Origin of the sequence: Staphylococcus saprophyticus subsp. saprophyticus ATCC 15305 = NCTC 7292 (assembly GCF_000010125.1) — a bacterium.
GTDB lineage: Bacteria > Bacillota > Bacilli > Staphylococcales > Staphylococcaceae > Staphylococcus > Staphylococcus saprophyticus.
Map to the genome: position 1 here is coordinate 1647416 of NC_007350.1, position 13712 is coordinate 1661127.

A 13712-nucleotide genomic window follows, 5' to 3' on the forward strand; every position below is an offset into this window, starting at 1 on the left:
TGAATGCAAATATAAGTAACCTTTGAACTTATTGAATCATTTTTACTTACTTTCTAATTCTTATACAAGTGTTTTTACAACTGCTTGACAACGAGGACATAAGTTATCTAATTCACCTACTGAACCTAATTCCTCACTATAATTCCAACAACGTTCACATTTTTCTCCATGAGCATGTTCGATACGGATATCACCATGTTGATATGCAACACCGTCATCTACTTTATCGACAACTTCAGCTTGAGAAGTGATAAATAGTTGTTGTAAATCTTTGAATTGTTGTAAGAATGTCGTCGCATCGAAGTTTTCATTAGAGCCAATCACAACTTTTGCTTCGAGTGATTTACCGATTACTTTTTCATTACGTGCAACTTCTAATGCACGGTTAACATCATCACGTAATTTCATAAATGTATTCCATCTATCAACAAACGCTTGATCAATTTCTACGCGCTCTGGCATATTTGTTAAATGTACACTCTCTTCTTCTACGTGTGGAATATGAGACCAAACTTCTTCAGCAGTATGAACTAAAATCGGTGCAAGTAGTTTTGTCATATCTACTACAATTTGGTATAACACCGTTTGCATGCTGCGACGTTTGTGTGAATCACGTTCTTCAATATATAGAATATCTTTACCATAATCTAGATAGAAATTACTTAATTCCACATTGATAAAGTTTTGAACTTCTTGGTAAATATCTAAATAATCATAGTTATCATAGTGATCTAATGTGTTTGCAGTAAATTCACGTAATCTATTTAATAAATATTTATCTACTTCTAGTAAATCTTTTTCTGCGATAGCGTCTGTGGCAGGGTTATAATCACTCACATTTCCTAGCATAAATCTTAGCGTATTTCTAATCTTACGATATACATCAGAAGATTGTTTTAAGATTTCATCAGATATACGAACATCTGCTAAATAATCTACACTACTTACCCATAGACGTGCAATGTCTGCACCTTTTTGTTTAACGATTTGATCAGGAACAATCACATTTCCTAATGATTTACTCATTTTTTTACCTTCGCCATCCATGACAAAGCCATGAGAAAGTAACATTTTATATGGTGATTGTCCCCTTGTAGCTACAGAAGTTGTTATTGAAGAGTTAAACCAACCACGATACTGGTCACTACCTTCAAGATATAAATCTGCAGGATATGATAATTCTGGACGTGCCTCTAATACACCACGGTGTGAAGAACCTGAATCAAACCATACATCCATGATATCCGTTTCTTTTGTGAATTCGCCGTTAGGGCTACCAGGATGTGTAAAACCTTCTGGCAGTAAATCTTTCGCTTCACGTTCAAACCAAATATTTGAACCATTTGCTTCAAATAAATCTGCAACATGGTTTACGGTCTCACTTGTCATGATGATGTCACCATTTTCTGCATAAAATACTGGTAATGGCACACCCCATACACGTTGGCGAGAAATAACCCATTCTCCACGATCACGAATCATATTATAGATACGTGTTTTACCCCAATCAACTTTGAATTGCGTATCGTCTATTGCACTTAAGATGTCCTCACGTACTTTATCAATAGAAGCAAACCATTGTGGTGTCGCTCTAAAGATCACTGGTTTCTTAGTACGCCAATCATGAGGGTAACTATGTGTAATAAATTCTAATTTTAATAATGAGCCATCTTCTTTTAATAAATCTGTGATTTCTTTGTTTGCTTTATCATAGAACATGCCTTCAAATTGACCTGCTTCATCAGTAAACACACCTTTATCATCAACAGGACTGATAACAGGTAAATTGTATTTTTGACCAACAATATAGTCATCTTCACCATGACCTGGTGCTGTGTGTACACAACCTGTACCTGCATCAGTAGTAACGTGTAACCCGTTGATAACTAATGATTCACGATCAAAGAATGGATGTTGCGCTTTAATGTACTCTAAGTCTTTACCTTTGAATTCTTTTTCTAATTCTAAAGTATCTTCGTCCCAATCTAGCGCTTCAGCCACATCACTCGCTAAATCTTTACCGATAATATATTTTTTGCCGTTAACATTATATTGACCATAAGTTAAATCTGGGTGTACTGTAATGGCAACATTTGAAGGTAAAGTCCATGGTGTTGTTGTCCAGATGATGAATTGTGCATCGTCATCTACAATACCTTTACCATCTATAACATCAAAAGCTACATAAATAGACGGTGAACGTTTATCTTGATATTCAATTTCAGCTTCAGCTAATGACGATTCACTTGATGGTGACCAATAAACAGGTTTTTTACCTTTATAAATTAATCCTTTGTCTGCCATTTCACCAAACAAACGAATTTGAGCTGCTTCATATTCAGGTTTAAGCGTAATGTATGGATTATTAAAATCACCTTTAACACCTAAACGTTTAAAATCTTTTTTCTGGTTGTCGATTTGTTCTAATGCAAATGCTTCACATTTTTTTCTAAATTCAGCGATTGATAGTTCTTTACGTTTAACGCCCTTTTTAGTCAATGCTTGTTCAATTGGAAGACCATGTGTATCCCAACCTGGAACGTATGGTGCATAGTAACCAAGCATGGATTTATATCTCGTAATAATATCTTTAAGAATTTTATTTAAGGCATGGCCCATGTGTAAATTACCATTCGCATACGGTGGTCCATCATGTAAAATAAATGACGGATTACCTTCATTTTTATCTAATACTTTTTGATAAATATTTTTGGCATCCCATTCTTCTTGTATTTTTGGCTCTTTATTTGGCAAACCTCCACGCATTGGGAAATCTGTTTTTGGCATTAACAACGTATCTTTATAATCCATTTTCAATACACTCCTTCTTCCGATTTTCTAAGTTAGTTCATTTTATACAATAAAAGAACCCTAAGTTCAATTAACAGGGACGATATTGACCGCGTTACCACCCTGGTTAACTCAACTTAGAGTTCTCTCATTTATGTTATATAAATTGTGACAACAGTGATATTAGAAACGCACATATGAAAGGCTCTCACTATTCCTAACTCGCTTTGATATGTGTTTCGTTTCAAACGTGTCTGTTATCCTTATGCTTTATTCGGATCATCATTTGATTGTGCAGTATTATCTGCTTCTGCTTTTGCTTTCATAGCTTTTTCTTCTTCAGTTAAATCCTTTTCATTCAAATGATTAATATTTTCTTGAGTCACTTGTTCAGAATCCAAATCATAATTTAATAAGTAATCCCAATCTTCACTTTTAAGTAAATCTAATTGTGCTTCAACTAGCATACGGAAACGCGATCTGAAAATTTTTGATTGACGTTTCATATCTTCTGTTTGGAAAGATAAGCGACGTGCTTTTTCCACACCATCATTAACAATTTTATCCGCTTCTGCTTTTGCTTTTGCTACTGTTGCTTCTGCTTCTTTTGTAGCAGCTGCTTTAGTTTCCTCACCAGCATGTTTTGCTTGAATTAAAGCATCACTTACGGATTGATGTACATCCTTGTAAGATTGAATATTTGTTTCTTTATCTTCAATGACTTTTTCTAACTGAGCTTTGTCTTCTTTTAGACGTTCAATTTCATTACTTAATTGTTCTAAATAGTCTTCAACTTCTTTAGGTTCAAACCCACTTTTTACTTGAGTAAATGTTTTGTTTTTTATTTCACTTGGTGTAAAAGGCATACATGATCCTCCTTCTATAATACACTATTATCAGCTTTGATTAAATAAGATAAATAGTGTTTTTCCTACAATATTCTTTTATAATATATCATTTAGTTAATTGTGCAAAGTGTTTATATTCGCTTTCATAAACTTCATATTATTTAAACAGCGTTTTATATGAAATGCGTATTTTATCTTTTTTTGTTTTACCACCAATATCAGTAATCATCGCTCTTCCAAATCCTTGGATAGACAACAAATCCCCACTATCTAGTTGGAAATCTGCAGCATCAATCACTGTATGGTTGACTTTAACACGCTTTTTATCAATAAGTTGCTTAGCTATCGAGCGTGATTTACGCACCATCTCTTTTAATACGACATCTAATCTTAAACCACTAACAGTCGTTTCAAAAGATTGCCAATGCTCTTTTGATTGTATCATATCTTTTATAGGAATAGAATTAAGTTTAACTGAAGCACCTTTGATTTTAGTTAATTCCAATATAATATAAGATTCTAATTGTTTTGTCAAAGTAAATTGAATTCGATCATCTACAACAATGTCACCTAGTTGATCTCTTTCAATACCTAAAGACATGATTGTACCCAATATGTGTTGGTGCTGTAATGTTACAAATTTTTGAGGATAATCTATTTCAATTAATACAATTTCAAATGCCTCTGCATCTGGTTGAAAATAACTTGGCGCAATCATCGCTCTTTTTCTTTCCGCGAATGGCCCACCATAAAATGTAACTTCTAAATCTTCAAAACTGCCAGCCACCACATTCATAATATACTGACCACGTGGATCTAAAAATGGCGTTAAAATAGGCGAATATTGATCATTAGCCCGATTACATTTATCTATAAGTTGATCTATTAATTCATGCTCTTCTTTTCTGAAATGCTGATATATATCTATGACGCTCACCCCAAATACAAGACAAAGCACCTCGCGTCTATGAACGTAGGTGCTTATCATTTATTTTATACGTAGTTTTTTAAATTCACTCTAAATATTAATTATTGCTTTAATCATTACATTAATTTACTCAAAATAAGATTGAAGATACTTGCCAATCCACTTCTGAATAATACAAGTACAATGATGGCAACAATTGACGAAATATCAATCATTCCGAGCGGCGGAATAATCTTACGGAATTGTTCTAAAAATGGTTCATAAATTTTGGCTAAAAATTGACCAAATCTGTTTTCTCGTGCATTTGGAATCCACGACATAAAGAAATAAACAATCATTCCATAATAATAAATTTGAACCAAGAATAAAATAAAATTAAATATATTTGCTAATAAACCTATATCCATTTATTTTTAACCTCTATTCACCTTGGTATTCCATATTTTCTATTTGATCCGTGATACTGCCAGCAACTTCAACATTGTCTGGTGTACATAAGAATATATCTGATCCGACGCGTTGGATGTCTCCACCAATCGCATATACAGTACCACTTAAAAAGTCTATGATGCGTTTAGCTGATACTTTATCGATACGTTGTAAGTTAACTAATGTTGCACGACGATTTTTTAATTCGTCAGCTATATCTTGTGTATCTGAAAAAACACGTGGTTCAAATAAACACATTTTAGAACTTTCTTGTGTAAAATCATAATTTTCTTGCTCTTGATTATTCATATTCACAACGTTCCTAGCATTATTTTTTGATGTAGTGTTATTCATTTGATACTTCCTTTCACCCGATGATTGTTGTAATCTAGTTGACTGCTTTTTGGGCACGGATTGAATCGATCTCGGTCTTTCTGAATTCACATTTCTAGGTTGTTCTGTAAATTGATTTTGAGACTGCGCTTGTTGTTTAGGTTGTTGTCTTTCTTGTTGCTCATTTTCTTCTGGTGGTGCTTCTAATTCGTCATCTTCCTCTTCAACCACGAAAAATCCACTAAATAAATCTTTTAAAGCCACGGGGCTCACTCCTCTTTTCCTACAAGTTTAGTCCCAATTCTCACAAATGATGCACCTTCTTCAGCAGCTAAATGGAAATCATTACTCATTCCCATTGACAACTCAGTACATGGTGCATAATTTAAATTGAGCGCTTTAATTTCATCTCTTTTTAATTTTAATAATTGAAATAAACGTTTAATATATGACTCATCGTCAGTTAATGGCGCCATAGTCATAAGTCCTATAATTTCTATATTTTCATATTGCTTTAATTCTTTTATAAATGTTTCTACTTCAGATAATGAAACACCTTGTTTCGATGATTCACCTGAAACATTGACTTGAACAAAACACTTAATTTTATGTTCAGCACGTTTATTGATTTCTTTTGCCAATTTTAACCGATCCAACGCGTGAAAATAATCTATTTCATTGATAACATCTTTCACTTTTCGTGTTTGCAATGAACCAATAAAGTGCATCACAACATCATCTGGTAAAGCTGCTTTCTTTTGTTGAAAGCCTTCTAAACGATTTTCACCGAAATGTCTAATGCCAACATTATATGCATCATTAGCTCGGTCTATTGTAACATACTTTGTCACTGCTATCACGTCTGGCTTCGTTGTAATATTACCTTTTTTACAATGTGCTTCAATTTGTTCATTTATTTTTTCTAAATTATATTGTACATCCAACTTTAAACACCTCTTCATTATTGACCAATAAATGCTAACATTCTACCTGTGTTCCCCTTTTCAACTCGATAGGAAAAGAACAAAGATAAATCTTCAGATGTCGCATAATTTGTTATATATATATTATCTTTGGGAACACCCGCATTTTCAAGTAATAATGCATTGGCACGTTTTAAATCAATACCATGTCTGTCTGTGCCTCTAGTATCAATATATTGGTTGATATCAATGGGAAGCGTTTCAAATTTTGATTTAATATCATCATTAATTTCATATGATGTCGAAGTAGCAGGTCCAATAACAACATTTAAATCATTTAAGTCAAAATCAATATTTGAGATTAATGCATTCACGATTTGTCCAACCGTCCCTCTCCAACCAGCATGCGCCAGTCCAATAAAATGATTTTTTTCACTGTAAAAATATATTGGGACACAATCTGCATAGCACATTGTAAGTAATAGATTGGGTTCATAAGTATATAGTGCGTCTACACCATGCAATGCATCATTTAACGCATCAATATTTGTTCCTTTATCGTTGCTAGTTACTTTAACAACTTTGTTTTCATGTGTTTGGATAGGGAAGACCCATTGTTCTCTTGGAAACCCAATAACTGTTGCAAGCATTTCTTGATGTTTCGTAATATTTTGCTGAGAATCATCAATATATCTTGCCATATTAAACGCATTATGAGGATATGGACTTAAACCGTCTTCTCTTGTTGTTATACCCAGTTTTACATTTATTAATTGTTTATCCTCATATTCCAAGATATGACGCTTTTTAATAAATTTATCTTGCATCACAACGAACCTCCATTAATTTATATTATTCAATTTTAATATTACGAATCAACATGCCCTTCCAAAATAATGGCTAGTTTCAACTTTCTGCTTATCTGAAAAACATTTGTCATTCATATAACAGACACACTTTAATTATAATAAAATATCTCTATTTATACTAGCATTTGTAAATCTATGAGTAGATCCATTTGTAATTGGAAGCCGACTCATTTTATTTTCTTTAAATTTGAAAAAGAAACAGTAAGAAAACGGATTACCTGAGCTAAAGCTCATGTATAAGAACTACTATTTTTCATAAATGAATAAGTAGTTCTATAAAAGTAGTTCTAAAAAGTAGTTCTAAAAAGTAGTTCTAAAAAGTAGTTCCAAAAAGTAGTTCTATGGATAAGCGATACTTTATCATATCAGAAAAGAGCCTGAAGCATTGTTTATGCCTCAGACTCAACTTTTATTTATAATCATATATTACAAAAAGATTTTAAATTAACGTCTAGTTCTTCTTGAACGTCTTTCTTCTCTATTTCTAATAAAGCTTGGAATATCATCTTCATTCGTAGTATGTGCTCTACCTTCACTAGCACTATCTGATGATTGAGACGCATTCGTTGTGTTTGAAGCGAATGTGTCTTCTTTAGTTGTATTGCTGCTTGTAGCACTGCTTCCAAATCCTGTGTTTGAAGCTTTGCGACCTTGTGATGAAGGTTTATCTTCAAAACCAGTTGCGATTACTGTTACAACAATTTCATCTTGTAGTTCAGGATTAATTACAGTACCAAATATCATATTAACATCTTCGTCAGCTGCATCTTGTACGATGTCTGCTGCTTCTTGAGCTTCGAATAATGATAATGATTCTCCACCTGTAATATTCATAAGCACACCTTGTGCACCAACGATTGAAGTTTCTAATAATGGTGATGAAATTGCTTTTTTAGCAGCTTCAACAGCACGATTTTCGCCAGAAGAAACACCGATACCCATTAATGCTGAACCTTGGTTAGACATAATTGTTTTAACGTCTGCAAAGTCAAGGTTAACTTCACCTGATACTGCGATTAAATCAGAAATACCTTGAACACCTTGGCGTAATACATTATCGGCTTCTTTAAATGCTTCCATCATAGGTGTTGATTTATCAACGATATCTAATAAACGGTCATTAGGAATAACAATTAATGTATCAACAGCAGCTTTCATAGCTTCTACACCTGCTGCAGCTTGAGTTTGACGCTTACGACCTTCAAAACCAAATGGACGTGTTACAACACCAACTGTTAACGCACCCATTTCTTTAGCAATTTTAGCTACTACAGGTGCTGCACCAGTACCTGTACCGCCACCCATACCAGCAGTTACGAATACCATATCTGCACCTTGGATTGCATCTTCGATTTGTTCACGTGATTCTTCAGCTGCTTTTTTACCAATTTCAGGGTTAGCGCCAGCACCTAAACCACGAGTTAATTTTTCACCAATTTGGATTTTTGACTCAGCTTTAGATAAGTTTAAAGCTTGTCCATCCGTATTAATAGAAATAAACTCAACATTATTCATACCATGGTCAATCATACGGTTTACAGCGTTATTACCGCCGCCCCCTACACCGATGACTTTTAACGTCGCTAAATGATTAAATCCTTGTTCAAATTCTAACATTTATATTTCCTCCTAGTTTTAATGGCCAATCAATCGAATAGAGATTTCATAAGTTTTTTAAATTTACCTTCTTCTTTTTCCTGAGGTTTAAGTTCTTCATCGTGGTCGACATTTACTTCATCATCGTATACCTCTGGTTCTTCTTCATCAACAACAGATTCTTTTGTTCGAGTTGATTCTGAAGAAGTAGCTTGAAGTTCATCATCTTGCTTGTTCGATTTTTTCTTGAACCAATCAAATCCGCTTGATTTTGTACTGTGTTCTCTTTCATCAGATTCGATGACTTCCTCTTCGAATTCTTCACTGTCACGATTACTAATTATAACATAATCTAGCAATTCGTCGAAAGTAATGCTACTAGAAATTGTTGAAATTGCTGATGAGAATTCAGGCTTTCTAATTCCCATTTGTGATGGTGTATGAATTCTAACTTTCTCACTCACCATATCTTGCAACAATTCTTTGACTCCTAATAAATTAGCCGAACCACCAGTAACTACGAAACCGCCGTTTACTTTTGTAAGACCTAAGTCTTGTAAAACCTCAAATACATTGAAGAAAATATCTTCAACTCGTGCTTCGATAATATCTGCTAAATCTTTTTGAGTAAATTGAACATCTTCTTCGCTATCTACTTGATCAACAGTAAAGATATCTTGATCCGATGCAGATTCAAAGAAAGCGTGTCCATATTGGTGTTTAACTTTTTCAGCAGTCTCAAATGAAGTATTTAACCCTTTGGCTATATCTTCAGTAATATCACGACCTGCCATTTCTAAAGCATCTGCATCAACTAATTCTCCACGTTCATAAAACGCAAGTTGTGTGATGTCTTCACCAATATCAATTACACAAGCACCTAATTCTTTTTCAGTAGCAGAAAGCACTGAGCCATAATTATATGCGTCAGAATAAACATCTAGTACATCTACTCCACAAGACTCAACACATTTAATCATATTAATTAAAATTGATTTTTGAATTGCGATGACGCCTGCTTCAACTTTCAAACTATGTCTTGCAATCAGTTCTTTTGGATCAGAAACTTCATTTTCGCCATCAACAACAAATTTAATTGGAAATGCGTTAATAATTTCAGTTTCTGGTACATCATTTTTGTCTCTAATACTTTCAAGCACACTTTCAATGTGCGTACCATTTAATTCAGTATCTTCATAAAATTCTATTTCATTAGACTCATCAAATACTTCTGTTCCGATTATTGGAAGTTTTAAAAAGACTTCCTTTATATCTACTCCTGAAGCAATAGAGGCTTTTTTGATTGTATCTTTTATCGCTTGTTTCGCAATATCGAAGTCATCAATAAGACCATTTTTAATCCCACTTGTGTAGGTCTGTCCTGTACCTATCACATTTATTCCGTTGTGAAATTTTTCGCCCACTATTGTTTTAACACTTGATGAACCGATATCTATACTTACATAATAATGCTCTTCCATAGATAGGCACCTCCTGACAATCACTTATTCAAGTTCACACTATTAACAGTTTACAATACGTTTTAACGCTTGTGAACTATAAACACATGTATTTGTCTAAATTTTTTAATTATTTTCGTTTGACTTATCTGCAATTCTATTTAATGCACTTTGCAACTCATCTTTTGCTTCATTTTCTTCGCTTGTTTTTTTCTGTACATTTTGCTCACTCGTAGATTTTGTACTACCTCCATCACTATATGGAATAAATGATGCACCTACTGATAAATCAATATACCCTGATTTTTTCAAGTTACCAGATTCATCACGTTCTAAGGATTGTGACATTTGTGGATAATACTTCATTTTATTAGCAATTGTATTTAAATTACCTACTATTTGTATTTCATCTGTTGTAAATAATTTGATTTGGCTTTGCGCATTTTCTTGAGGATCGTATTTAATTTCTGCAATCATGCTTCTCACATTTGCTGGCATACTTGATAATTCATGAATAATTTTTTCTTTTTTATCTTTTTCAAACCCTTCAAGAATTGGGCCATCATCCGTCGCATTTCCATCATAATTCTTTAATTCTGATCCATCTTCTAAAATTGGCACATAATTATCTTTCTTTTGAACCATCGCAACGATTTGCTTTTCAGTCACTTTAACGGATAGTTTATTTGGAAAAACTTTTTTAACTTCTGCACTTTTGATAAGCTCGTCGTCTTCTAAATTGTTTTTAGCTTTTGTTGTACTATACGTATACATTCGTGAACTGCTTTTTACATTAATAGCTTTATCTATCGTACTTTTAGAAACATTATCGTTTCCAGCTATCTTCACACTATTAACTTTACTTAAGGGTGTAAACATATAAATCAAGATTAAAATGATGATGAATAACAAAACACCAAATATTGAATATTGAATTTGTTTCTGTCTTTTTCGTCGTTTTGCTCTTTTTTCTTTCAAATAATCCGAATCAAATTCTTTTACTTTATCAGCCATTCATTTTCACACCCTTTAAAAAGAAGGTAAATTTGCTTGGAAACTTTTAATGAACTTATTTCCTCGCTCTTCAAAAGTATTGTATTGATCCCAACTTGCGCAAGCCGGAGAAAGTAACACAACATCGTTTGGCTCTATAACTGACTGAATTTTATCAACAGCATCTTGCACGTCGTTTGCTGTAATTACATACTTTCCTTGACTTTCACCTAATTTGATAAATTTTTCTTTCGTTTCACCGAAAGCGACCATCATTCTGACATTTTTCATATGAGGAATTAATTCATCAAAATCATTTCCTCTATCTAAGCCGCCACATAACCAAATTATTGGTTGTTTAAACGAATCCAATGCAAATTGTGTCGCAAGTGTATTCGTCGCTTTAGAGTCATTATAATATTTATTTGTTTTATTCGTGCCAATATATTGTAATCTATGCTCAATGCCAGAAAAAGAAGTCAAACTATCAATAATGGCTTTAACGGATATACCTGAAAGTAGCGCAGCCAATACAGCAGCAAGAATATTTTCTAAATTATGCTCTCCTGGTAATACTAAATCGTCTTTATGGATAATTCTAAAACCTTTGAAAACGATGTAGTCATCTTTAACATATATCCCATCAACTTCTTGTTGTGTTGAAAAATAATACGTTTTTGCTCTTAGTGTCTCTGATTCAATTAAATGACGTTGATGATAATTACATATTAAATAATCATTTTCAGTTTGGTTTTTATAAATTTGCTTTTTGGCATTTTGGTAATTGTCTAAAGTTTCATGATAGTCTAAATGTGCAGAATAGATATTTGTAATAATAGCAATGTGAGGTTTATATTGATCAATTCCTAATAACTGGAATGAAGATAATTCAGTCACTAAGTAATCGTCAGCAGTCACTTCTTGTGCTACTTTAGAAGCCACATAGCCAATGTTACCAGACAATTTCCCAGTCACTCTACTTTTTTGGAACATATCTCCAATTAATGAAGTCACAGTTGTTTTACCATTTGTACCCGTTACACCTATAATTGGTGCTTCCGATATTAAGTAACTCAATTCAACTTCAGTTAAAATAGTTAAACCTTTTTCAACAGCCGCTTCTATCAAAGGTACTGTATAAGGAATCCCCGGATTTTTCACAATAATGGGATGACTATCCAGTAAAGACAATGGATGTTCTCCACCAATGACTTTAATACCCTCATTTTCTAAATCAATTGCATGTGCATCCTGACTTAAATCTTTACCATCATTCACAATCACATTTGCGCCAAGTTTATTTAATAATTTCGCTGCCTCATAGCCACTTTTTGCTAGTCCAATGACTAAAACATTTTTATTTTCTAATCCTCTATATTTAAGCATGTTAACTCACTCCAATCCATAAACCAATTAGTCCTGTAATTAGACCGACTGTCCAAAATACCGTTACTACTTTAGTTTCATTCCAACCGACAAGTTCGAAATGGTGATGTAAAGGTGACATTTTGAAAATACGTTTACCTGTTAATTTAAATGATGTTACTTGTATCATCACTGATAATGTTTCAGCTACGAATACAAATCCAATAAATAGCAATGAAAGTTCTTGGTTTAACATAATAGAAATCGTAGCAAAGATACCACCTAAGGCTAAACTACCTGTGTCACCCATAAATACTTTTGCAGGGTTTAAGTTAAATGGTAAGAATCCTAATAATGCAAAAATCATGATAATACAGAATAAACCAATAGATGTTGCACCTTGGAAATAAGCCATAATTGCATACATAACGAAACCAATAATTGATAGTCCAGTTGCTAAACCATCTAAGCCATCTGTTAAATTAACTGCATTTGAAAAGCCAACTTGCCAAAAAACTATGAAAATTACATACGCAATTGACAAAGGAATTTCAAAATTGATAAATGGTATATGAATTCCTGTTGAAAAGTCCGTTAAATTAAACACTTGGCTCAATATAAAGAATATAACTGCTATCGCGATTTGAGCTAAAAACTTTTGTTTACTAGTTAAGCCTTGGTTATTTTTCTTTACAACAATAATGTAATCATCTATAAAGCCAATCAAACCAAATCCAATTGTTACAAATAACAATAAAATAATAGGATTAGAATTATCTATAAAAATAATCGCTAAAATTGAAGTTATGATGATACTAATTAGGAAAGTGAGTCCACCCATTGTTGGTGTACCTGTTTTTTTCATGTGACTCTGAGGACCTTCTTCTCGGATGCTTTGCCCAAATTTCATCCTTTTCAATGTCGGTATTAATACTGGGACTAATATAAATGTGATTAAAAGTGCGATGATTGCGAGTAGATAAACCATATTATGCTCCTTTATATACTTAATTAATTGGATTATGTCGTTATGCTGAGTGTTTAAAACTATGTATAGAGGTCATAGGCGAACATTCCACAGTGTTGACTCCACTTTAAAATATTCGCACTATTGTTTAAAACCTCAATTTAGTACAGCAGTATGCATGATAATATCAATGTAATACCGTATTCGTTAT

At 33.1% G+C, this 13712-nt stretch carries 12 protein-coding genes; all 12 read right to left on the bottom strand.

The features are described from left to right. Nucleotides 1–60: 60 nt before the first annotated feature. Nucleotides 61–2811: an isoleucine--tRNA ligase gene (gene ileS, locus SSP_RS07990; RefSeq protein WP_011303319.1), complete on the bottom strand. Its 2751-nt coding sequence runs from the start codon at nt 2809–2811 to the stop codon at nt 61–63. 242 nt (nt 2812–3053) lie between these two features. Continuing rightward, complete coding sequence (locus tag SSP_RS07995; protein ID WP_011303320.1) at nt 3054–3656, bottom strand: DivIVA domain-containing protein; 603 nt, start codon at nt 3654–3656, stop codon at nt 3054–3056. Between the two features lie 139 nt (nt 3657–3795). After that, nucleotides 3796–4626 carry an RNA-binding protein gene (locus SSP_RS08000; protein WP_046199697.1) on the bottom strand — a complete coding sequence of 277 codons (831 nt, stop codon included), beginning with the start codon at nt 4624–4626 and terminating at the stop codon, nt 3796–3798. Nucleotides 4627–4682: 56 nt separating this feature from the next. Beyond that, on the bottom strand, nt 4683–4973 hold the full coding sequence (locus SSP_RS08005; RefSeq protein ID WP_002483537.1) for a YggT family protein: 291 nt from the start codon (nt 4971–4973) through the stop codon (nt 4683–4685). 13 nt (nt 4974–4986) lie between these two features. Further along, on the bottom strand, nt 4987–5592 hold the full coding sequence (locus SSP_RS08010) for a cell division protein SepF (protein WP_002483538.1): 606 nt from the start codon (nt 5590–5592) through the stop codon (nt 4987–4989). Nucleotides 5593–5597: 5 nt separating this feature from the next. Then, entirely contained in the window at nt 5598–6272 is a 675-nt protein-coding gene (locus SSP_RS08015; RefSeq protein ID WP_011303322.1) for a YggS family pyridoxal phosphate-dependent enzyme, read from the bottom strand. Between the two features lie 17 nt (nt 6273–6289). Beyond that, the gene (gene pgeF, locus SSP_RS08020) at nt 6290–7078 is read right to left on the bottom strand and encodes a peptidoglycan editing factor PgeF (protein ID WP_011303323.1); all 789 of its coding nucleotides are present in this window, start codon (nt 7076–7078) and stop codon (nt 6290–6292) included. Between the two features lie 486 nt (nt 7079–7564). After that, complete coding sequence (gene ftsZ / locus SSP_RS08025; protein WP_002483541.1) at nt 7565–8737, bottom strand: cell division protein FtsZ; 1173 nt, start codon at nt 8735–8737, stop codon at nt 7565–7567. 29 nt (nt 8738–8766) lie between these two features. Next, entirely contained in the window at nt 8767–10197 is a 1431-nt protein-coding gene (gene ftsA, locus SSP_RS08030; RefSeq protein ID WP_011303324.1) for a cell division protein FtsA, read from the bottom strand. Nucleotides 10198–10302: 105 nt separating this feature from the next. Continuing rightward, nucleotides 10303–11190, bottom strand: coding sequence for a cell division protein FtsQ/DivIB (locus SSP_RS08035; RefSeq protein WP_011303325.1), 888 nt, complete (start codon nt 11188–11190; stop codon nt 10303–10305). Nucleotides 11191–11205: 15 nt separating this feature from the next. After that, nucleotides 11206–12555, bottom strand: a complete 1350-nt coding sequence (murD, locus tag SSP_RS08040) for a UDP-N-acetylmuramoyl-L-alanine--D-glutamate ligase (RefSeq protein ID WP_002483544.1) — start codon at nt 12553–12555, stop codon at nt 11206–11208. A gap of 1 nt (nt 12556) precedes the next feature. Continuing rightward, nucleotides 12557–13522, bottom strand: coding sequence for a phospho-N-acetylmuramoyl-pentapeptide-transferase (gene mraY / locus SSP_RS08045; RefSeq protein ID WP_011303326.1), 966 nt, complete (start codon nt 13520–13522; stop codon nt 12557–12559). Nucleotides 13523–13712 lie beyond the last annotated feature (190 nt).